Origin of the sequence: Collinsella sp. TF09-1AT (assembly GCF_003436895.1) — a bacterium.
Taxonomy (GTDB): Bacteria; Actinomycetota; Coriobacteriia; order Coriobacteriales; family Coriobacteriaceae; genus Collinsella.
This window is the reverse complement of record NZ_QSRC01000002.1, coordinates 235,540-257,445: the sequence shown is the minus strand read 5'-3', so window position 1 is coordinate 257,445 and position 21,906 is coordinate 235,540. Positions and strand designations below refer to the sequence as shown.

At 61.6% G+C, this 21,906-nt stretch carries 15 protein-coding genes and 2 pseudogenes; 15 read left to right on the top strand and 2 right to left on the bottom strand.

Annotated elements, in window-relative coordinates; translation table 11 throughout:
* The first annotated feature begins 12 nt into the window (after positions 1-12).
* The 9 genes from kdpB to ligA all read left to right on the top strand — a co-directional run bounded on the left by kdpB (position 13) and on the right by ligA (position 13,451).
* On the top strand, positions 13-2,067 hold the full coding sequence (gene kdpB / locus DXC90_RS02800) for a potassium-transporting ATPase subunit KdpB (protein WP_117734668.1): 2,055 nt from the start codon (positions 13-15) through the stop codon (positions 2,065-2,067).
* Positions 2,068-2,079: 12 nt separating this feature from the next.
* Positions 2,080-2,670: a potassium-transporting ATPase subunit KdpC gene (gene kdpC, locus DXC90_RS02795; RefSeq protein ID WP_117734667.1), complete on the top strand. Its 591-nt coding sequence runs from the start codon at positions 2,080-2,082 to the stop codon at positions 2,668-2,670.
* Between the two features lie 203 nt (positions 2,671-2,873).
* Positions 2,874-4,868 carry an NAD(P)/FAD-dependent oxidoreductase gene (locus DXC90_RS02790; protein ID WP_233502117.1) on the top strand — a complete coding sequence of 665 codons (1,995 nt, stop codon included), beginning with the start codon at positions 2,874-2,876 and terminating at the stop codon, positions 4,866-4,868.
* A gap of 205 nt (positions 4,869-5,073) precedes the next feature.
* Entirely contained in the window at positions 5,074-5,766 is a 693-nt protein-coding gene (locus DXC90_RS02785) for a GntR family transcriptional regulator (protein WP_117734665.1), read from the top strand.
* 124 nt (positions 5,767-5,890) lie between these two features.
* A complete protein-coding gene (locus DXC90_RS02780; protein WP_158550209.1) occupies positions 5,891-6,913 on the top strand; it encodes a LacI family DNA-binding transcriptional regulator in 1,023 nt (340 codons plus the stop codon).
* A gap of 141 nt (positions 6,914-7,054) precedes the next feature.
* Entirely contained in the window at positions 7,055-8,392 is a 1,338-nt protein-coding gene (locus tag DXC90_RS02775; RefSeq protein WP_117734663.1) for a glutamine synthetase family protein, read from the top strand.
* Positions 8,393-8,442: 50 nt separating this feature from the next.
* The gene (locus tag DXC90_RS02770; protein ID WP_006234733.1) at positions 8,443-9,105 is read left to right on the top strand and encodes a response regulator transcription factor; all 663 of its coding nucleotides are present in this window, start codon (positions 8,443-8,445) and stop codon (positions 9,103-9,105) included.
* Positions 9,106-9,313: 208 nt separating this feature from the next.
* Positions 9,314-10,774 carry a S1C family serine protease gene (locus DXC90_RS02765; RefSeq protein WP_117734662.1) on the top strand — a complete coding sequence of 487 codons (1,461 nt, stop codon included), beginning with the start codon at positions 9,314-9,316 and terminating at the stop codon, positions 10,772-10,774.
* A 448-nt stretch (positions 10,775-11,222) separates the two neighbouring features.
* On the top strand, positions 11,223-13,451 hold the full coding sequence (ligA, locus tag DXC90_RS02760) for an NAD-dependent DNA ligase LigA (protein WP_117734661.1): 2,229 nt from the start codon (positions 11,223-11,225) through the stop codon (positions 13,449-13,451).
* A gap of 67 nt (positions 13,452-13,518) precedes the next feature.
* Here ligA and DXC90_RS02755 read toward each other — a convergent pair whose 3' ends face one another.
* On the bottom strand, positions 13,519-14,367 hold the full coding sequence (locus DXC90_RS02755; protein ID WP_117734660.1) for a MerR family transcriptional regulator: 849 nt from the start codon (positions 14,365-14,367) through the stop codon (positions 13,519-13,521).
* A 74-nt stretch (positions 14,368-14,441) separates the two neighbouring features.
* Positions 14,442-15,788, bottom strand: coding sequence for an MATE family efflux transporter (locus DXC90_RS02750; RefSeq protein WP_117734659.1), 1,347 nt, complete (start codon positions 15,786-15,788; stop codon positions 14,442-14,444).
* Between the two features lie 363 nt (positions 15,789-16,151).
* Between DXC90_RS02750 and DXC90_RS09685 the strand changes: the two are divergent.
* The 6 genes and pseudogenes from DXC90_RS09685 to DXC90_RS02725 all read left to right on the top strand — a co-directional run.
* Positions 16,152-16,526 (top strand): annotated as a pseudogene (locus DXC90_RS09685) (radical SAM protein); the annotation flags it as partial.
* A 154-nt stretch (positions 16,527-16,680) separates the two neighbouring features.
* A pseudogene (locus tag DXC90_RS09680) lies at positions 16,681-17,004 on the top strand (hypothetical protein); the annotation flags it as partial.
* A gap of 109 nt (positions 17,005-17,113) precedes the next feature.
* Positions 17,114-18,415, top strand: coding sequence for a molybdopterin-guanine dinucleotide biosynthesis protein B (mobB, locus tag DXC90_RS09810; RefSeq protein ID WP_117734658.1), 1,302 nt, complete (start codon positions 17,114-17,116; stop codon positions 18,413-18,415).
* Positions 18,416-18,657: 242 nt separating this feature from the next.
* Complete coding sequence (locus DXC90_RS02735; protein WP_117563640.1) at positions 18,658-19,242, top strand: histidine phosphatase family protein; 585 nt, start codon at positions 18,658-18,660, stop codon at positions 19,240-19,242.
* Positions 19,243-19,490: 248 nt separating this feature from the next.
* Complete coding sequence (locus tag DXC90_RS02730; RefSeq protein WP_117563639.1) at positions 19,491-20,336, top strand: PRD domain-containing protein; 846 nt, start codon at positions 19,491-19,493, stop codon at positions 20,334-20,336.
* A gap of 118 nt (positions 20,337-20,454) precedes the next feature.
* A complete protein-coding gene (locus DXC90_RS02725) occupies positions 20,455-21,894 on the top strand; it encodes a PTS transporter subunit EIIC (RefSeq protein ID WP_117635881.1) in 1,440 nt (479 codons plus the stop codon).
* Positions 21,895-21,906: the final 12 nt, after the last annotated feature.

The window sequence follows — 21,906 nt, the reverse complement described above, 5'->3', positions numbered from 1 at the left end:
AGTCGCAGATTTATGGCTATGCAAAAAGACATGATGAGCCGCGCGGTGCGCGATTCATTTGCCAAGCTTGACCCCCGTGTCCAGGTCCAAAACCCGGTTATGTTCCTGGTGTGGCTTTCGGCCGCCATGACCTCCATTCTGGCCATCGCCTCTATTTTTGGGGTACAGGACGCCGGCGTCCCCACGTACTATGTGATCGCCATTGCCGTCATTCTCTGGCTGACCGACCTCTTTTCAAATTTTGCCGAGGCACTTGCCGAGGGCCGCGGTAAGGCGCAGGCAGACTCCCTGCGCGCGGCGAAAAAGGACGTCGAGGCCCATCGCATCGAGTCCGTCGAGGATAAGGACCGCTTCACGGTCGTTCCCGGTACCGAGCTCTCACGCGGGGATCTGGTGGTCGTGCGCGCCGGCGAGCAGATTCCGGGAGACGGCGATGTCATCGAGGGTGCCGCCTCGGTTGATGAGTCGGCCATCACCGGCGAGTCTGCACCCGTGGTTCGCGAGGCTGGCGGCGACCGTTCTGCCGTCACTGGCGGCACTACCGTGCTTTCCGATTGGATTGTGGTGAAAATCACCAGCGAGCCTGGCCAGAGCTTCCTGGATAAGATGATCGCCATGGTCGAGGGCGCCGCCCGCAAGAAGACCCCCAACGAGGTCGCGCTCGAGATCTTTCTGGTTGCTCTGTCCGTCATCTTCATCCTCGTGACGCTCGCACTGTACTGCTACTCGAGTTTCTCTGCAGGGCTCAACGGTATGGCGAACCCCACCGCTGTGACCACGCTCGTTGCCTTGCTCGTCTGTCTGGCGCCCACCACCATTGGTGCGCTGCTGTCCGCCATTGGCATCGCCGGCATGAGCCGACTGAACGAGGCCAACGTGCTGGCCATGTCCGGCCGCGCCATCGAGGCCGCCGGCGACGTCGACATCCTCATGCTCGATAAGACCGGTACCATCACCTTGGGCAACCGACAGGCCGCTGAGTTCATTCCGGTCGACGGTGTCGATCCGGCAGAACTCGCCGATGCCGCGCAGCTGTCCTCTCTGGCGGATGAGACCCCCGAGGGCCGCTCCATCGTCGTGCTCGCCAAGGAGCAGTTTGGGCTGCGCGGCCGCACGCTCGAGGATAAGGGCATGGAGTTCATCCCCTTCACCGCGGCGACCCGCATGTCCGGTGTGAACTACGCCGGCAGCGAGATTCGCAAGGGTGCGGCCGATTCCGTTCGCGCTTATGTGGAGGCTGCCGGAGGAGTGTTCTCGAAGGAGTGCGACGAGGCCGTCGAACGCATTGCGAAGGTGGGCGGCACCCCGTTGGTCGTGGCAAAGGACCGACGTGTGCTGGGTGTCGTCTACCTTAAGGACATCATCAAGTCCGGCGTGAAGGAGAAGTTCGCCGACCTGCGCCGCATGGGTATCAAGACCATCATGGTGACGGGCGATAACCCGCTCACGGCGGCCGCCATCGCCGCCGAGGCGGGCGTGGACGACTTCCTGGCCGAGGCCACCCCTGAAGGCAAGCTCGAGAAGATCCGCGAGTTCCAGCGTGAGGGCCACCTGGTCGCCATGACCGGCGATGGCACCAACGATGCGCCGGCGCTCGCCCAGGCGGACGTCGCCGTGGCCATGAACACCGGCACTCAGGCCGCCAAGGAGGCCGGCAACATGGTCGACCTCGACTCCAGCCCCACCAAGCTCATCGAGGTCGTGCGTATCGGCAAGCAACTGCTCATGACCCGCGGCTCGCTCACGACCTTCTCGGTCGCCAACGACGTCGCCAAGTATTTCGCCATCATCCCGGCGCTGTTCTCGCCGATCTACCCGGGCCTTGGCGCACTCAACATCCTCGGTCTGACAAGCCCGCTGTCCGCGGTTCTTTCGGCCATCATCTATAACGCGCTCGTTATCGTCGCGCTAATCCCGGCCGCGCTGAAGGGCGTTAAATACCGCGAGGTCCCGTCCGGACAGCTGCTGACCCACAACCTGCTCGTGTGGGGTCTGGGCGGCATCGTTGCCCCGTTCGTATTCATCAAGCTCATCGACATGCTGCTCGCGTTCTGCGGCATTATGTAAGTGGAGGTTTGTATGTTCAAAGGTATCGCATCGCGCGCACTTGGCGTGTTCGCGCTGTTTACCATCGTCTGCGGCCTGGGATACACGCTCGTCGTGACCGGCATCGCTCAGCTTGCGTTTCCGTACCAGGCGAACGGATCGCTCATTACGGTCGGCGGCAAGGTTGTGGGTTCCGAGCTCATCGGCCAGAACTTCGATGACGAAGCCCACATGTGGGGTCGTATCCAGAACGTGTCAATTGTCGAAGGCGAAGACGGCGAGCTCATGGCGTATGGTGCCCCGTCCAACCTGTCCCCGGCGAGTGAGGAGTATCGGCAGCTGATAGATGCGCGTGTGAAGAAGATCCGCGCCTCCAACCCCGATGCCGATATGGACGCCGTGCCCGTCGACCTGGTGACGTGCTCGGGTTCAGGCCTTGATCCGGAAATCTCTCCGGATGCCGCCGAGTACCAGGTTCCGCGCCTTGCCAAGGCCACGGGCAAAAGTGAGGACGAGGTGCGCGACATCATCGCCGCGTGCACCAAGGGCCGTTTCCTCGGCGTGTTCGGCGAGCCCACGGTCAACGTGCTTAAGGTGAACCTTATGCTGGACGGCGTGCTGTAGGTGAGGGAGTGGCGGATGAGGGCATGACTGACTATCTGAGCCCTCAATTCCACCCCGCCCATCAGTTGCGGTGAAATACGGACCGTTTTGGCTGTCAGAAGCCTCATCTACTCCGTATTCCACCGCAACTTTTTTGTGAGGGTTGGGATTGAAGGTGAGGAATGCGAGCGAGTGCAGATATGGCGGTTGCTGATACGATAGATATGTCAGCAACTGCCGCCGAGCGGCTCAAACGAAAGGAAGCCTGCATGGAGTCCTCCGCCTATCCGATGCTCTTTAGCCCGATCAAGGTCGGTACGACCGAGGTCAAGAACCGCGTCTTTATGCCGCCGGTGTCTACCAACCTGGCCGATCATGGCTATGTGACCGAAGACTTGGTCGATCATTACCGCGCCCGTGCCAAGGGCGGCGTGGGCCTGATCATCACCGAGGTCGTGACGGTCGAGCCCACCTATACCTATCTGCCGGGTGATATGTGCTGCTACGACGACTCGTTTATCCCCGGCTGGGAAAAGCTCGCCGCGGCCGTCCACGAGTACGGCTGCAAGATCATGCCGCAGCTCTTCCACCCCGCCTACATGGCCTTTAACATTCCGGGCACGCCGCGCCTGATCGCTCCGTCCTTTGTGGGCCCCTCCTATGCCCGCGAGGCGCCGCGCCCCATCACGGTCGATGAGATCCACGAGCTCACGCATCAGTTCGGCGACGCCGCCGTGCGTATGCAGAAGGCCGGCGTCGATGGCGTCGAGGTCCATGCGGCGCACGCCCATGGCATGCTCGGCGGCTTTTTGACCCCGCTCTATAACAAGCGTACCGACGAGTACGGTGGCTCGCTCGACGCCCGCATGCGCTTCTTGCTCGAGGTCATCGCCGAGATTCGCGAGCGTTGCGGCAAGGACTTCATCATCGACGTCCGTATCTCGGGCGACGAGTACACCGATGGCGGCCTGACCCTCAACGACATGATCTACGTCTCGCGTCGCCTGGAGAAGGCCGGCGTCGACATGATTCACGTGTCGGGCGGTACCACCATCAAGCGCGGCTCTGCAATTCCCGCCGCTGGCACGCAGCAGGCTTCGCACGCCGCTTGCTCGCGCGAGATCAAAAAGCATGTGAACATTCCCGTTGCCACCGTGGGCCGCATCAACGAGGCATGGATTGCCGAGGAGCTGATCGAGGACGGCGCTGCCGACATCTGCATGATGGGCCGCGCCAATCTGTGCGATGCCGAGTTCTGCAACAAGGCGGCTGCCGGCAACGCCGACGAGATTCGTCCCTGCATCGGCTGCCTGCGCTGCCTGAACGGCATCATGTTCGGCAAGCGCATCTCCTGCACCGTCAACCCGGACGTGGAGCGCGACGAGGCCGGCTACGAGCCTGCCGCCGAGGCTAAGAACGTGCTCGTCGTGGGCGCCGGCCCCGCGGGCATGGAGGCGGCCTACATTGCCGCCAAGCGCGGTCATAACGTGGTGCTCGTGGACAAGCAGGATGAGCCGGGCGGCGAAATGCGCATCGCAGCCGTTCCGCCGGCAAAGCAGGAACTCACCCGCGTGATCAAGTATCAGTACCGTCGCCTGACCGAGGCCGGCGTCACGTGCGTCTTTGGTACCGAGCTTTCGGCCGAGGACATTCAGCGCGATTACGCGGGCTACGAGGTTGTCCTGGCTTATGGCGCCGAGCCCATCGCTCCAGCCTTTATGCAGGGCTTTAAGCAGGTTATGACGGCTGACGACCTGCTGGGCGGCAAGGCCTTCCCGGGCAAGAAGATCGTCATCGTGGGCGGCGGCACCGTCGGCTGCGAGACGGCCGATTACCTGGCCCCGTTGGTCAACGACCTGTCGCCGGCCAATCGCGATGTCACCGTCATTGAGATGACCAAGACGCTCGCCGCCAACGAGGGCGGTGCCGGTCGCGCGGTGCTCATCACGCGCATGCTCTCCAAGGGCGTTCACGTGCTGACCGAGGCCAAGGTGACCGAGATTACCGAGGACACCATCAGTTACGAAAAGGATGGCCAGATCCACACCATCGCCGATGCCGATACGCTGGTGCTTGCCATGGGCTACCGCCCCAATACCAAGCTTGCCGATGACCTTGCCGCTGCCGGCGTTGTCACCCACGTGCTGGGCGATGCCCAGAAGTGCGGCAACATCCGCGACGCCATCGGCGATGGCTACAAGGTCGCCTGCGAGCTCTAATCAATCCCCTGGCGCATGAGGGGGGCGTCTCTGCGCCATCCGATAGCAAAACAGCGGTGGTGTCCCGGGTTTCGGGATGCCGCCGCTTGTTCTTGTGATCCTGGCGACGTGAGCGCGCCCTATTTCACCGCAACTGAGGGAATGGGGGATGCGATAGTATTACGTGGTGATATTCGACAAACCGTGAGCTTCATTCGAGGGCTTTATGGAACAGCACCAGCATTATCAGAGCCTGCAAGATCAGGCATACAACGCATTGCGCTCCAAGATCATCTATGCCGAGCTCAAGCCCGGCACGCGCCTTTCGGCGATTGGTCTGGAAAAGGAGACGGGAATCGGGCGCACGCCCATTCGCGAGTCCTTTGTGCGCTTGCGTGAGCAGGAGCTGGTGGAAACGCGTCCCAAAAGCGGCACCTATGTCTCAAAAATCAGCATGGAGCGCGCCGAAAACGCCTGTTTCTTGCGAGAGAAACTCGAGAGAAGCGTGCTCATTAAATGCTGCTCTGCCGCCACGCCCGAGCAAAAGCAGCGGCTCGAGCAGATTCTTGCCGAGTCCGAGTCGCTCGACCATAGCGAAACGCGTCGCTTTTTCGATCTGGACAATCTGTTCCATGAGACGTGTTTTGAGATTGCCGGTCGCCACATGTTGTGGGATTGGATGAAGAGCGTCAACACACATTTTGAGCGCTACAACTGGTTGCGTATGGTGTCGCAGGATCTGGATTGGGAGCCGATTCGTCGGCAGCATCGCCGGATTCTCGAGGCCATTAAGAGGGGCGATACCGACACGGCGAGCTACCTGGCAGAGACACATCTGCATCTGATGCCCGAGGAGCAGGGCCCGGTTATCGCCTTGCATCCCGACTACTTTGAGCTGCCTAAAGACTCGAATATCTAGCCCATCACCGCATCTGCTCAAGACGTAAAAACGATGCTGCCCACCTACAGCGTTTTGCAAGCGAGATTTTTAAAAAATGCCTAAAATGGCTCAGACTGCCGACAATTGGGAAACGGGGTGCGCTATGGCGCAGATGAGAATCAAGGACATTGCCGCCGAGGCGGGCGTGAGCCCGGCCACGGTCTCGCGCTATCTCAACAACCGTCCCGGGCAGATGACCGAGGAAACCCGCGCTCGCATCGCGGCGGTTATCGAGCGCACCGGCTATCGTCCACGTGCCGCCGCGCGCAATCTGCGCAGCTCGCGTACCAACCTCATCGGCGTGATCTTGGCCGACATTGCTAACCCGTTCTCCAGCGCCATGCTCGAAGGGCTTTCCGCCAGCGCCGCCGCGCGCGGCAGCTCGCTCATGACGGCCATTAGCGGCAACGACCCCGCCAAGGAGGCAGAGTCGCTCACCAGACTTATCGATGCCGGCGTGGACGGCCTGATCGTCAACACCTGTGGTGGCAACGACAAGGCGATCGCCGCGGCCGCGGGGCGCCTGCCTGTCGTTCTGCTCGACCGCGATGTTGCCAATGGCGGCATCGATCTGGTGACCTCTAACAACCGCGAGTTGGTCGCCGGCCTGGTAGACGCCTTGGTCGCCGCGGGCAGCGAGCACCTGTGCCTGCTCACCGAGGCAAGCGACGACAGCCCCGTGCGTCGCGAGCGCGCCGAGGCCTTTGCCGACGAGCTCTCGCGTCTCGGCCTGACCGGCGAGGTCGTCACCCTGGCCGACGGTGGCGCCGCGGGTGTCGGCCGCCTGGACGAGGCCATCCGCGACTATGCGGGCAAAAAGCTCGGCCTTATCGCCGTCAACGGCCTGGTCTTTCTGCGTCTGACCGAGGCGCTGGCACAGTTGGGACCCTCGTTGCCGGCGGGTCTCAAGATCGCAACGTTTGACGACTATCCCTGGAACCACGTGCTCTTTGGCGGCGTGACCACGGCCGCGCAGGACACCGTCACCATTGCCAAGCGCGTAGTCGAGCGTCTGTCCGATCGCATCGATGTGGTCACCACCACGGTGGGCGAGGCCGCAAGGCTCGCCCCCAAGCGCATCGAGATCCCCGGTCACATTGAACACCGCGCTTCGACCTCGCGCTAACCATTCGTTCGTGCTTGGCACCCGCCTGCTCGCGCACGTTTTTTGAGCGCTTGATACGCTTTAACCCTGCGGAAACATTTTTCTGCGATAGTATCTGCGGTATAGACCAGTCGAAACCCGCCCGAAAGAAAGGGGAGCGACATGAACCAGCAGAACATCGATTACGTACTCCGCTCCGTAGAGCAGCGTGACATCCGCTTTGTGCGTCTGTGGTTTGTCGACATTCTCGGCCGCCTCAAAAACTTTGCCATTAGCCCCGAGGACCTCGAGGTCGCATTTGAGGAGGGCATTGGCTTTGACGGCTCCGCCATCGAGGGTTTTGCCACGCCCGAGGAAGCCGATATGCTGGCGTTTCCCGATGCTTCGACCTTCCAGATCCTGCCGTGGCGTCCGAGCCATAACGGCGTTGCCCGCGTGTTCTGCGATGTGTGCACCCCCGACCGCAAGCCCTTCGCCGGCGATCCGCGCGATGCGTTGCGTCGCATGTTCCGCAAGGCCGAGAAAGCCGGCTATCTGCTCAACGTGGGCGCCGAGCTGGAGTATTACTACTTCCCCGACGAGCACACGCCCGAGCCTCTCGACAACGTGGGCTACTTCGATCTTTCGGTGAGCGATGCCGCTCGCGATCTGCGCCGCAACACGGTCCTTACGCTCGAGAAGATGTCCGTGCCCGTGGAGTACACCTTCCATGCCGCCGGTCGCTCGCAGCACGGCATGAGCCTGCGCCACGCCGAGGCCCTGAGCATGTCCGACGCCATTACCACGGCCAAGCTCATCATTAAGCAGCAGGCTTACGAGAGCGGCTGCCACGCCTCCTTTATGCCCAAGCCGTTGGCGGGCGAGGACGGCAGCGCCATGTTTTTGCATCAGTCGCTGTTCGACCACGACGGCAACAACGTCTTTTGGGGCGAGGACGACGAGAAGTACCACCTCTCCGATATTGCCAAGCATTACATGGCCGGCATCCTGGCGCACGCGCGCGAGATCAGCGCCATCACCAACCCCACCGTCAACTCGTACAAGCGCATCACCACGAGCGGCGACTCCGTGCCGCAGTACGCCACGTGGGGCTTGCGCAACCGCGCAAGCATGGTTCGCATCCCGGTCTACAAGCCCGGCAAGCAGCTGTCCACGCGCATCGAGCTTCGTAGCCCCGATCCCATGGCCAACCCGTATCTGGTCAACGCCGTCACGCTGGCGGCTGGTCTCGACGGCATTGAGCGCAAGCTGGAGCTCCCGCCCGAGGCCACGGCCGAGACGCTTAAGCTCAACGACCGCCAGATGCTCGAGGCCGGTTACACGCCGCTGCCGCGCTCGCTTAAAGAGGCACTCGACGTCTTTGAGGACTCGCAGTTTATGAAGGATGCCCTCGGCGATCACATCCACGGCTTCTTCCTCAAAAAGAAGCGTGACGAGTGGCATAAGTTCGAATCCACGATCACCGAATGGGAGATCAAGCACTACCTGGCGAACTCCTAATCGCGCTGGCTTGTCCCAGTACGATTGAGCTCATTTTTATGGAGGCCGATATGTCCGAAAAGAGTGCCCTGTTCATGGCGCGCACGACGCGCTTCCACGAGTTTGCCCGCAGCTTGACGACCACCCTGGGTGTCGAGGTGAGCCTGGCCACCCCCGATTCGCCGACTGCGGCGCACGACTTTGACCTGCTGATCCTCGATTCCGATGGCATCCGCAGCGACCGCATCGATCAGATTGCCAAGTGGCTTGACGACCGCGGTGGCGTCCCCATGCTGGTGATCGTCGACGACGAGGCGCTCGGCACCCTGCGCCTGCCCAATCACGCGCATGCCGACTTTGTATGCCCCACGGCGACGCCCAACGAGCTCAAGGCTCGCGCGCAGCGCCTGATGGGCGAGGAGGAGACCGTCACCGCCGACGATGTGCTCAACATCGATAACCTCGAGATCAACCTGGCTACCTACCAGGTGACGCTCGATAACGAGCCCATCGACCTGACGTTGATGGAGTACTCGCTGCTGAGCTTTTTGGCCACGCACCCCAACCGCGCCTACAGCCGCGAGGTGCTGCTGCACCGCGTGTGGGGCTTTGAGTACTGCGGCGGTACGCGTACCGTCGATGTGCATATCCGACGCATCCGCTCCAAGGTGGGCCCGCAGATCGCGGCGCACATCACCACCGTCCGCGGCGTGGGCTATCTGTTTAAGGACTAGATTTCCACCACAAAGGGGGCAGGCGCCTTTGTGGTGGCTTTGCCACAGGTGGGGGTCCCTTTCGGGTCTGCAACAGAACTTAAGCCTTCCTAAAGGATTGCGTTCTCATACACGTTCGCCCGCATATTGGGGTACAACTCAACGTGAACAATGATGGCCCGCCACATGTTTGGCGGGCCTTTGGTTATTTGACGAAAGGATCGCAGCCATGAGCGAGAACGATTCCCAGCGTCCTCAGGATGCGGGCAATGCCGGCGAGACCCAGCAGCAGCCGCGCGTGCAGGTAGAGTCGACGCCTGCCGACAGCAACATTCCCTACGTGCAGGCCTACGACACGCAGACCGGCAAGCCGCTGGGCGGTGCGCAGGTCGTGAACAAGCATACGGTGGTCAAGACCAAGACCAAAAAGCTGCCGATCTTTATTACGGCACTCGCCGGCTGTGCCTGCGGAGCCTTGCTGGTCATTGCGCTCATTATGAGTGGCACGCTCGATATCGGCGGCGGTAAGAATGCCGTGACGGCGGGCGCTTCGGGTTCGTCGACGCAAAAGATCACCATCGACTCCGAGGACACCACGCTGGCCGAGGCCGTCTCTGCCAAGGCGCTGCCCTCCGTCGTTTCCATCACCGCAACTTCGAGCGGCAGCCAGAATGGCTCGCTTTCGCAGTCTGCCGACGAGTCGGATAGCTCGGGCAGCGTCGGTTCGGGCGTGGTGCTCGATACCGAGGGCCACATCCTCACCAACAACCACGTGGTCGATGGTTACGACCAGTACGTGGTGACCATGGACGACGGCACCACCTATGAGGCCGAGTTCGTGGGCAGCGATGCCTCGAGCGACCTCGCCGTCATCAAGCTCAAGGATGCCGATGCCTCCAAGCTCACCCCGATCGAGATCGGTGACTCCTCCAAGCTCAACGTGGGCGAGTGGGTCATGGCGATCGGTTCGCCGTTTGGCAACGAGCAGTCTGTCTCCACGGGTATCGTGTCGGCGCTGTATCGCTCCACGGCCATGAGCTCTACCAGCGGCAATACCATCTATGCCAACATGATTCAGACCGACGCCGCTATCAACCCGGGCAACTCCGGCGGCGCGCTCGTCAACGACAATGGTGAGCTCGTGGGTATCAACTCGCTCATCGAGAGCTATTCGGGCTCCAGCTCGGGCGTGGGCTTTGCCATTCCGGTCAACTATGCCAAGAACATTGCCGACCAGATCATCGACGGCAAGACGCCGGTGCATCCGTACATGGGCGCTACGCTTTCGAGCGTCAACGCGCTCAACGCCCGCACCAACAAGCTGAGCACCGATAGCGGCGCGTATGTGGCGAGCGTCGTTGAGGATGGTCCTGCTGCCAAGGCCGGCATTCAGGAGGGCGATGTCATCACCAAGCTGGGCGACGATGAGATCACGAGCGCCGATGGCCTGATCATCGCACTGCGCAGCCACGAGGTGGGCGAGAAGGTCGAGATCACGCTCATGCGCGGCAAGGAAGAGAAGAAGGTCACGGTTGAACTGGGCTCCGACGAGGAGCTGCAGAACCAGCAGCAGGACGACAGCGCGACCGACACCGGCAACGGCGGTATTACCGACGAACAGCTGCGCCAGTACCTGGAGGAGCTGCTAGGCCAGCAGGGCCAGGGCCAGGGCTACGGTCAGGGTTACTAACGAGCCACTCCACACATATCGAAGCCAGAGGGGGCTGTCCCGCCAACGCGGGGCAGCCCCCTCTTTTCGCGATGATCCCTTGGGGACGAGGAAAACGGATCACTTGTGGCTGGTAAGAGACTTGGTTCGGAATGGCCTGGACAGTTAGTTCAGATACGTATAAATCTGGGGCAGCTTGGGATGCGTTTTGAGCAATTTTTGATTGGGATGGGGCTTGAATGGGCGTTTGGGAGGGAGAGCGGGACGTTTACATGGTCTCAGGGAGCCCAAATTAGTTGAAACAGGGGTGTTCGTGCCTGATCCAGCTCTAGGATTTATACGTATCTGAACTAACTGTCCACCCCAGTCTGGCGGCTGCCGATTCGGTGCGGTGCGAGACCGCTATTCGGCCTCATTGCGACCGGTGGTACTCTAGTATCCGTTTGAAATCGAGCGAAGGAGTGCCGCTATGGAGCAATCGAGCCTGTTTGGTGACGGCGTGGACATCGATACCGAAACGCCCACGACCGCGGAAGCCACCGCACCGACCGATGTCCGTGCCCAAGCGGCAACACGCGCGGCCGAGCTGCGCCACGAGCTCGACTACCATGCCTATCGCTACTACATGCTCGATGCGCCCGAGATCACGGACGCCGCCTTTGACAAAATGCTCGTTGAGCTGCAGGAGATCGAGGCGGCCTATCCTGACCTGGTGACGCCCGACAGCTATACCCAGCGCGTGGGCGGCTACGTGAGCGAGCAGTTTACGCCGGTAACGCACATGGCGCGCATGTATTCCATGGACGATGCCATGGATCTGGACGAGCTCGACGCATGGCTCCAACGCACCGAGGATGCGCTCGGTGCCGGCAGCGTCACCTATACCTGCGAGCTTAAGATCGACGGTCTGGGCGTGGCGCTTACCTATCAAAACGGCACCTTTGTGCGCGCGGCCACACGTGGCGATGGCACCACGGGCGAGGACGTATCGCTCAACGTCCGTACCATCAAGGATGTGCCCATGCACCTGTCCGAGCCGGCGCTCGCCCACATGGGCGCCGACCGCGAGCGCACCATTGAGGTACGCGGCGAGGTCTATATGCCCAAAGGCAGCTTTGTACGTCTGAATGAAGAGGCCGATGCCGAGGGCCGCGACCCCTTCGCCAACCCGCGCAACGCCGCTGCAGGATCCTTGCGCCAAAAAGACCCCAAGGTCACGGCGCGTCGCGACTTGGCCACCTTTATCTATGCCATTGCCGATACCGACCCGTTGCACGTCCACAGCCAGCGCGAATTTCTCGACTGGCTGCGCAACGCCGGCTTTAGCGTCAACCCCAACGTGGCTCGTTGCGCCGCGCCGGCCGAGGTCCACGAGTTCTGTGCCCAGGCGCTCGAGCACCGCGGCGACCTGGACTACGACATCGACGGCGTGGTCGTAAAGGTTGACAGCTTCCAGCAGCAGCTCGACCTAGGTTTTACCGCCCGCGCACCGCGCTGGGCCATTGCCTTTAAGTTCCCGCCCGAGGAAAAGCAGACCATCCTGCGCGAGATTCGCATCCAGGTGGGCCGCACCGGTGTGCTCACGCCGGTCGCCGAGTTCGACCCGGTGACGGTCGCCGGTTCCACCATCGCGCGCGCCACGCTGCACAACATCGACGAGATCCGCCGCAAAAACGTGCGCGAGGGCGATACCATCATCGTGCACAAGGCGGGCGACGTGATTCCCGAGGTCGTGGGGCCGGTGCTCGACAAACGCCCGGCCGATTCGGTCGACTGGCACATGCCAGAGGTCTGTCCCGTGTGCGGCAGCCCCGTGGTCCACGAGGATGGCGAGGTGGCATATCGCTGCGTGTCCATCGACTGCCCGGCGCAGCTCAAGGAGCGCCTGCTCCACTGGGTGAGCCGCGGCTGCATGGACGTGGACGGCCTGGGCGACGAGATTGTCGACAAGATGATCGCTGCTGGCCTGATCCACGATGTCGCCGACTTCTACCAGCTCACGGTCGACGACATCGCCGGCCTAGACACGGGTCGCGTGTATGCCAGCTCCAACAGCAAAAAGGGCGTCAAGAAGGGTGACCCCATCCCGGTGGGCCTCAAGACGGCCGAGAAAATCATCGCCGAGCTCAACAAGTCCAAGAGCCGGCCGCTCGGTCGCGTACTGTTTGCCCTGGGTATCCGCCACGTGGGCAAGAGTGTGGGCGAGGTCATCGCCGAACGATTCCTGTCGATTGACAAGCTCATCTTGGCAAGCGAAGAGGACATCGCCGAGTGCGAGGGCATCGGTCCCAAGATTGCGGCGAGCATCGAACAGTTCCTGGCCGTGCCCGAGAACCTTGCCGTGCTGGAGCGCCTGCGCCAGGCGGGCCTGTCGCTCGAGGTCGACTTGGGCGCCGCGCACGCGCAGGCCGCAGCCGACGCTGGCGTGGCGGGTGAGCTTGCTGACGCACAGCCGCTTGCGGGTCTGACCTTCGTGCTCACCGGCACGCTCGTCAACCGCACCCGCGACGAGGCGGGCGCGGCGCTCAAGGTGCTCGGTGCCAAGGTTTCGGGCAGCGTGTCAAAGAAGACGAGCTATCTGGTCGCCGGCCCCAAAGCGGGCTCCAAGCTCACCAAAGCCGAGCAGCTGGGCGTGCCTGTATTGGATGAGGACGCACTCGAGCAGATTCTTGCGACTGGTGAGGTGCCCCAGGCTTAAGGCGCCGATAGCCAAATTAATCAAATTAAAGAGCCTCCCGGATGGCCCGATGCTATCCGGGAGGTTTTTATTCGGCCACGGCAACTGGCACCGTGATCTGCGTCACGTAGGTTGCTGGGTCGTCGCTGATAATGTCGTCGATGAGCGCGATCTCGCGCGAGGAGCCGGCGGGTACTATGCCGTGCTCGTGCATATAGCCGAGCAACCGCTCGTAGCGCGGGCCCGCTTGCCCGTGCGTGCCGCGGAAGCTGATGGTCAGGCAACGCGCGGCAGGTCGCGTCTCGACGTTGCCCAAGTAATCATCGGTGTCATCGAGCAGCAGAAAGACCTCGTCGTAGCCATCAAAATCACCGGCGGCGAGGCGCTCGGCGCCAATCCCGACGCCCAAGTTGCCCAGAAAGACAAAGGTCTCGTGCTGCCCCTTCTGCAGTTGACGAATCTGCCACTCCAGCGCATAGGCGTCGGTGGGGTTGACGCGTTCGCGCAGCACGGCGCAGCGAAGCTCGGGTGCATCGATTGCGCAAATGGTATCGAGCTCGGTGTTCAAGGCATCGTGAAGCAGGGCAAGCCGGTTGTCAATCTTGCGCGACACGCGCTCTAGTTCGCGGCGCTTGCGTTCGATGAGCTCCTGCTGCTGAGCCAGCTGCCGCTGCATAAGGTTCACATCGCGCGTGGTCACAAACTCACGGATTTGTGCGAGCGGCAAGTCGAGAACGCGCAGGTGGCTGATGGTGTTAAGGGTGGAGAGCTGCCGTGATCCGTAGTAGCGGTACCCGCTCGCCGGATCGATGTGCGCCGGGTCCAGCAAGCCCATCTGCTCGTAATGGCGCAGCGTGCCCACGCTCAGGTTAAACATGCGCGCCACTTCGCCAATGCGGAGCAGGCCCTCGGTATGTTCAGTTGGCGTGTCGGTCATGGGACCGCTCCTTTCGGTGGGCGGGGGAACGCTGGGGCCATGCAGCGCGGCCGTCGTATGACACGAACGAGCCGCTACGCCATCAGCTTGTCAAAAGCTCCGCGACGGTTGAGTACGGTAAATGCCACCACGCAAATAATCACCGACAGAATCGACCCGCACGGCGAGGCGATGCCCATGGGGAACAGCGTGTCGGAGTAGGCGTTCGACAGCAGCCACGCGCCGGGCACGCGAATGAGCACCACTGCCAGCACGTTGTGCGCAAAGCCGATGTAGCTCTTGCCATACGCAGCGAAAAAACCGCTAAAGCAAATGTGGATGCCGGCAAAGATCGCGTCAAAAATATAACTGCGCATATAGCCGGTGCCGGCCGCAACGACCGCGGCGTCCTTGGCAAAAAAGCCGAGAAACGCCGGTGCCACCAGCCACATCAGCACCGTGATCAGGCAGCCATATATCACCGAGATGGTCATGGCATCTTTGAGCACCTGACGCGCGCGGTCGCCCTTGCCCGCGCCGGCGTTTTGCGCCGTGAGCGCGCTGACGGTGGCGCCCATGGAACTCGGCACGATAAACAAAAAACTGATCATCTTTTCGACCAAGCCCACGGCGGCGGCGTCGACGAGCCCTCGGTGGTTGGCGATGACGGTGATGAACATAAACGCCACCTGGATGCAGCCGTCCTGCACGGCCACGGGCACGCCGATCTTAAGAATGCTGCTGAGCACCTCGGGCTGGGGACGCAGGTCGCTGCGCTTGAGGTGAATGTGCGTGCGGCGGCTCTTGAGCCACACGAGCGCGAGGGCAACGCTTGCCGTCTGGGCGGTTACCGTGCCGAGCGCCGCGCCCACGGGGCCGAGTCCCATGTGGCCGATAAACAAAAAATCGAGCGCGATGTTAATGATGCACGCCACGCCGATCACGTACATGGGCGAGCGCGAATCGCCCAGGCCGCGAAAGATGGCCGAGAGGATGTTGTACGCGGCGATAAACGGAATGCCGACAAAGCAGATGCGCAGGTAGGCAGCGGTGCCTTCGACCGCCTCGGCCGGCGTGCCAATGAGCGCCACGATCTGCGGGCACAACGCAAATAAGACGGCGGCCAGCACCACCGAGACGCCCATAAAGAGCGTGATGGTGTTGCCGATGGCGGCCTCGGCGCGGTCAAAGCGGCGCGAACCCACGGCGTGGCCGACGATGACTGTCGTTCCCATGGCCAGGCCCACGAGCGTCACGGTAATGATATAGAGCGTCTGCGCGCCATTGCCCACGGCGGTGATGCCGGCCGCGCCGCTAAACTGTCCCATCATGTACAGGTCGGCCATGCCGTAGAGCATCTGCAAAAAGTACGAGAGCATATAGGGCAGGGCAAAGACCGCAATGGTCTTAAGGACATTGCCGCGTGTGAGGTCGTGTTCCATGGGCGGGGCACTTTCTGGCTTTGGTCGTTTAGCTACCAGTGTAGTGAAAACCCTACAACGATTGTAGAGTCAAGGTTTGAGTTGAGGACCGGGCGAAAAAGTTGCGTGCGTAGGCATTTCCAATTGAATGCAGGTGCGTTGAACCATGTCGAGTTCACGCTAGAAAACGCCATTCGCCCTGCGTCGTGTCGTACGCATGTCGACCTATTCTTCCCGTGCGGTACTATATTCCCTAAAGAATAAAGACCAGCGTGAGGGGAGGGCTGCGTGGACGGGCACGTGCAACATGACGGCTTTGGCCGCGATATCAACTACCTGCGCATTGCCGTTACCGACAAGTGCAATTTCCGCTGCATTTACTGCATGCCGGCCGATGGCGTGGCACCCCGCGCGCACGACGAGCTGCTCAGTGCCGAGGAAATTGCCCACTTTGTGCGCTTGGTGGCGGGGGAGGGCATTCGCCGCGTGCGCCTGACGGGTGGCGAGCCGCTGGTCAGCCGCCGTATCATCCCGCTCATTCGCGACATCCGCGCGATTCCGCAGATCGAGGACATCTCGCTTACCACCAATGGCGCCCTGCTGCCCAAGCTGGCGTCGCAGCTCAAAGACGCCGGGCTTAACCGCGTCAACATTTCACTCGATACGCTCGACCCCGTGCTGTTTGAAGAGATCACCCGCCTGGGCTGGCTCGAGCAGACCATGGCCGGCATCGACGCGGCGCTGGCCTGGGGCTTTGAGCCCGTCAAGGTCAACTGCGTTGTTGTGCGCAGGCTCAACCAAGATGTGGCGGCCCTCGCGCGCCTGACCGTCGACCGTCCCATTCACCTGCGCTTCATCGAATACATGCCCATCGGCGACGAGCGTACGAGCTCGCATTGCGCCGTGGACCCTCATGCGCCCACGCTCAATCCGGCGCTGTGGGATGCGAGCGACACCGTGCCGAGCGACGAGCTACGGGCGCGCGTCAATGCGGGGCCGCCACGGTGGGCCTGGGCGAGCTCGAGCCGCTCGACATCACCGACGCTCCTGCCGGCACGGGTCCCGCGCGCTATTGGCGCTTTCCGGGTGCGGCGGGAACGGTCGGCTTTATCAGCGCCATGTCCAACCATTTTGCGCGAGCTGCAACCGCCTGCGCCTGACGGCCGACGGCAACGTGCGTCCGTGCCTGTTCGGCGATGCCGAGTATTCGGTGCGTGAGGCGCTGCGCCGTGGTGATGATATGCAGGTGCTTTCGATTTGGCGCGATGCCGTGGCCCACAAACCGCAGGAACACGCGATAATTGAGGGCACGCAACGATTTATGTCCCAAATCGGAGGAGGATCATATGGCCAAGAGCAGGTACGCCGATGCCACCAAGGCCGCTCGCAGGGCCGCGATGTCTGCCCACAAAGTCACGGCTGCGGCGAATGCTGGCAACGCCGACGCGACCGCACAGCCGTCTGCCGGCGCTGCTGCCGAGCCCGCTCGCGACGCCCGCCGCGACGAGCTAACGCATGTGGATGCCAAGGGCGAGGTTCGTATGGTCGACGTGTCCGACAAGGCCGAGACCCATCGCATCGCCATCGCCGAGGGCACCATCCTCATGCATCCCGAGACGCAGGCCATGGTGCTGCAGGATCGCGCCAAAAAGGGCGATGTGCTTGCCTGCGCGCGCGTAGCGGGCATCATGGCCATCAAGCGCACGAGTGACATCATCCCCATGTGCCATCCGCTGCTCGTTACCAAGAGTAAGTGCGATATCGAGCCTATCGCGCCGGCGGGGACGCCCGTCGAGGACGTGCCCGAGGGCTGGGCGCCGTCACGCGCAGACGGGCAGGTCGGCTTTCACGTGCTGGTCACAGCCGGTGTGACGGGCAAGACCGGTATTGAGATGGAGGCCCTGACTGGCGTGAGCGCCGCGTGCCTGGCGATCTATGACATGTGCAAAGCCGTCGACCGCGGCATGGAGATCGTCGACGTACGCCTGCTGCACAAGGAAGGCGGCCACTCGGGCGTGTGGGATCGCGCCGAGCGTCAGGCCGCTGCTGTTGAGTCCGTGACCGCCGACAGCGCTGCACCCGCGAGCGCATCCGTTGCCATCGCGTCCGCAGTTCCGGCCCCGGCCGTCCCCGCGATCGCATTTATCGGCTACCAGAACTCGGGCAAGACCACGCTCGTCGAGAAGGTTATCGCCGAGCTCACCCGCCGCGGCCTGCGCGTGGGCTCGCTCAAGCATCACGGGCATCATGGCTTTGATATCGATGTTCCCGCTAAGGATACGTGGCGCCATCACCAGGCCGGATCCAAGCACGTGGGGCTCATCTGCGCCACGCGCTGGGCGGAGTATGCCGATACGCGCGAGGAGGACGAGATGCCCGCGCGCGAGCTGCTGTTGCGCTACGGCGATGTTGACGTGGTGATCATCGAGGGCTACAAGACCGAGGGCTTCGACAACATCGTGGTCGCGCGCTCCGGCGTCGATCGCCTGCGCGGCAAGAGCTCGCTCGACCTGGTCGACGGCCGCACGCTGGCGCTCGCCTGCAACGAGGCCCTGGCGCGTCAGGCCTTCGATGCGGGCTTTGCAACCCGAGCCATCAACATAAACGACGCCCGGGCCATCTGCGACCTCATCCAAGATCACCTTTAAGGCTTGACGCTGCGCCGGCCCCAAGCACCCCATCTCGCCCCTCAAGCCGTCGCTCGCGTACCAAAGTACGCGTCGCTCCTCTTTCGGGGCGACCTGGGGCACTTGGAACCGGCTCGCTGCGCTGCCATAACATGCCAAAAAGGGACAGGCATCTTTGTGGTGGTTTTTGCAAAAAAGCTTTGACTTAAAGTTAGCTCAAGGTGTCATAATCGCTGACAAACGATTGCGATCACGGAGGCCTCATGTCAAAACTGTACTTTATGCGTCACGGTCAAACGCTCTTTAACTTGCTTCGTCGCAAGCAGGGCTGGTGTGACTCGCCGCTCACCGAGCTGGGAATCGAGCAGGCTAAAACTGTCGGTGCGACCCTGCGAGGGCGTGGCCTTACGTTTGACCATGCGTACAGTTCGACGTCCGAGCGTGCGTGCGACACGCTTGAGCTTGCGTTCCCCGGTCAGCCTTACGAGCGCGTCAAGGGCCTTAAGGAGTGGAACTTTGGCAAATTTGAGGGCGCGAGCGAGGATTTGAATCCGCGCCTGCCGTACGGCGATTTTTACAAGCAGTATGACGGCGAGGGCGAAGTCGAGTTTCGCGAGCGTATGATGGCGACCATCACCGAGTTCATGCAGCGCCCTGGACATGAGAGCGTGTTGTGCGTGAGCCATGGCGCCGCAGCGGCTCAGGTCATGCGCGGCGTGGGCGTGGAGCCGCTCAAGATGAAGCACCGCATTGGCAACTGCTGTGTGCTCGAACTCGACTTTGATGCTACTACCGGCACATTTGCTCTTGCAGATTTGTACAACCCCTACGGCACCCCGCGCGAGTAACATCGGGGCATCAGCCAAAACCACCACAAAGGGGCCAGGCACCTTTGTGGTGGTTTTGCCGTTTACAGGCGATTTCCTACCGTTCAGCGGACTTTCGCACCAATGGGGCTTACGCTGCATGCAAGTTTCATCCTACAATCGCCCACGTGCTCACAAGTTTGTTACTCCTCGGGAGGCATCACTTGCGCATAATAGAAGACGAGGAATATCGCCCCGTCGTCTAGCGCCGATGTCCGAGGAGTTTTTTCATGCTCATTTTAAAGAAGATCAACAATAACGTTGCTCTCGCCGCCAGCGATGACGGCCGAGAGGTTGTTGTCTTTGGCAAGGGCATCGGTTTTCACGAGATGCCCTACGAGCTTGCCGATGAGTCGCTCATCCAGCGCAAATTCTATAACGTTCCCGAGAGCCTGCAGGATATGGTCGGCACACTTCCCGACGACGTTCTGCTCGCGGCAAGCGACATTGCCTGCTTCGCATCCCAGCAGCTTGGTTGCAAGCTGTCCGGTGGCCTGCCCTTTATCCTGGCAGATCACCTGCAGTTTGCCGTTCAGCGCGACGACGACCAGATCAGCGCTCCCAACCCGCTCGAGCATGAGGTGGCTTTCATCTACCCGCGTGAGCTCGAAATCGGTCAGGCCGCGCTCGCCATCGTGCAAAAGCACACCGGCGCCAAGCTGGGTCAGAACGAGGCCACGAGCATCGCGCTCCACATCGTTAACGCCGAGGTCGACGGCATGGGCCGCGCCAAGGACATGGACTTCATCATGAAGAGCACCCGCGTGCTTGACGAGGTAACCCATTCCGTGGAAAAGCAGCTCGGCTGCTCGCTCGACACGGCGTCGTACTGCTACATTCGCTTTCTTGCGCACCTGCGCTTTTTGGTTCGCCGCCTTGTTAAGGGCAGCTGCACGCAGACCGAGAACTCCTCACTGTTTATGCAGGCCGCCCGCGATTTTCCCGAGGCCTACCAGTGTGCGTACGCCATCAACCGCGTGTTCGAGAAAGAGTTCAAGCAGAGCTGCTCGGACGAGGAGCTCTTGTATCTGATGATGCATATCAACCGTCTGCGATCGGCTTCGCAGACCGAGTGAGTAAAGCCGCCAGCCCGGCGGCAATCGCAACAATTCTTTTTGGTTTCTAACTGCGGGCAAGGTACCGGCTCGCGGTAGGGGATATTTTTGTCGAAATTTGGAAAAGAGAGGACAGATCATGGCAGGTAAATATGACGATCTTGCTGCCCAGATCGTAGAGCTGGTTGGCGGCAAGTCCAACGTCAAATGCGTCGCACACTGCATTACCCGTGTTCGTTTTAAGCTCAAGGACGAGTCGAAGGCCAATGACGAGGCAATCTCCGAGCTGCCCAACGTCATCAAGGTCATGCACGCCAACGGCCAGTACCAGGTTGTTGTGGGCAACATCGTCGAGGACGTCTACGACGCCGTTCTCAAGGCCGGCGGTTTTAGCGACGGCGGCGCCGTCGACGCCGATGACGACGATGCCGCTCCCAAGGGCGTTACCGATGTGATCATCGACCTCATCTCGGGCATCTTCGCCCCCATGCTCGGCACCTTCGCCGCTGCCGGTATCATGAAGGGCCTGCTGGCGCTCGCTACCTTCCTGGTCCCGAGCTTTGCCAACGACGGCGCCTACACGCTGCTCTACACCGTCGCTGACGGCATGTTCTACTTCCTGCCCGTGGTGCTTGGCTTTACCGCGGCCAAGAAGTTCAAGATGAGCGAGTTCAACGGCATGGCCATCGCCTTTGCCCTGGTGTATCCCACCATGGTTGCCCTGACCTCGGGCGAGGTTGTCGGCTCCGTCGAGCTCGGCTTTGCTGGCACCTTCTCTTGGTACACCACGTTCCTGGGCCTGCCGCTCATCATGCCTGCCTCGGGTTACACCAGCTCCGTTATCCCCATCCTGCTCATGGTCTGGTTTGGCTCCACCCTCGAGCACTGGGTTAAGAAGTGGATGCCCGCTTCTATGAAGATGTTCTTCACCCCGCTGATCGTCGTCACCGTTACCGTCACCCTTGGCTATCTGGTCATTGGCCCCATCGCCACGCTCATCACCAACCTGCTTGGTGAGTTCTTCGCGCTGCTGTTTGGCCTGCCCATGATCGGCTCCCTCCTGGGCTGCACCCTCGTCGGTGCCTTCTGGATGTGCCTGGTCATCTTTGGCTTCCACTGGTCGCTCGTGCCCATCGCGCTGGTCAACCTGTCCACTCTGGGCCACGACTACATCCTGGGCTCCGTTATCGCCCACTCCTTCTCGCTGGGCGCCGTGCTCTTCGCCATGTATCTCAAGAACAAGGACGAGAAGTTCCGCGGTATCGCGCTGCCGGCCATGATCTCCGCCTTCTTCTTTGGTGTCACCGAGCCCGCTATCTACGGTGTCGCCCTGCCCGATAAGAAGGCCTTCATCAACGCCAGCATCGGTTCTGCTGTGGGCGGCCTCATCATTGGTCTCTCCGGCGCCGTGGTGTACATGTCCGGTGGTCTGGGCGTCTTCAACTGGCTGTCCTTCATCGACCCCTCCGGTGTTAACGGCATCAACCACATGATCTGGGCTATCGTTGCCTCTTTCGTGGGTGCTGCCGTGGGCTTTGCGATCGAGTTTGCCACCTACAAGCCCGAGGCTGCCAAGTAGCCCAAACGACAA

Bases quoted from the DNA above. Each gene is read 5' to 3' on its own strand.
- kdpB (WP_117734668.1), top strand. From the start codon at position 13: ATGGCTATGCAAAAAGACATGATGAGCCGCGCGGTGCGCGATTCATTT.
- kdpC (WP_117734667.1), top strand. From the start codon at position 2,080: ATGTTCAAAGGTATCGCATCGCGCGCACTTGGCGTGTTCGCGCTGTTT.
- DXC90_RS02790 (WP_233502117.1), top strand. From the start codon at position 2,874: ATGTCAGCAACTGCCGCCGAGCGGCTCAAACGAAAGGAAGCCTGCATG.
- DXC90_RS02785 (WP_117734665.1), top strand. From the start codon at position 5,074: ATGGAACAGCACCAGCATTATCAGAGCCTGCAAGATCAGGCATACAAC.
- DXC90_RS02780 (WP_158550209.1), top strand. From the start codon at position 5,891: ATGGCGCAGATGAGAATCAAGGACATTGCCGCCGAGGCGGGCGTGAGC.
- DXC90_RS02775 (WP_117734663.1), top strand. From the start codon at position 7,055: ATGAACCAGCAGAACATCGATTACGTACTCCGCTCCGTAGAGCAGCGT.
- DXC90_RS02770 (WP_006234733.1), top strand. From the start codon at position 8,443: ATGTCCGAAAAGAGTGCCCTGTTCATGGCGCGCACGACGCGCTTCCAC.
- DXC90_RS02765 (WP_117734662.1), top strand. From the start codon at position 9,314: ATGAGCGAGAACGATTCCCAGCGTCCTCAGGATGCGGGCAATGCCGGC.
- ligA (WP_117734661.1), top strand. From the start codon at position 11,223: ATGGAGCAATCGAGCCTGTTTGGTGACGGCGTGGACATCGATACCGAA.
- DXC90_RS02755 (WP_117734660.1), bottom strand. From the start codon at position 14,367: ATGACCGACACGCCAACTGAACATACCGAGGGCCTGCTCCGCATTGGC.
- DXC90_RS02750 (WP_117734659.1), bottom strand. From the start codon at position 15,788: ATGGAACACGACCTCACACGCGGCAATGTCCTTAAGACCATTGCGGTC.
- mobB (WP_117734658.1), top strand. From the start codon at position 17,114: ATGGCCAAGAGCAGGTACGCCGATGCCACCAAGGCCGCTCGCAGGGCC.
- DXC90_RS02735 (WP_117563640.1), top strand. From the start codon at position 18,658: ATGTCAAAACTGTACTTTATGCGTCACGGTCAAACGCTCTTTAACTTG.
- DXC90_RS02730 (WP_117563639.1), top strand. From the start codon at position 19,491: ATGCTCATTTTAAAGAAGATCAACAATAACGTTGCTCTCGCCGCCAGC.
- DXC90_RS02725 (WP_117635881.1), top strand. From the start codon at position 20,455: ATGGCAGGTAAATATGACGATCTTGCTGCCCAGATCGTAGAGCTGGTT.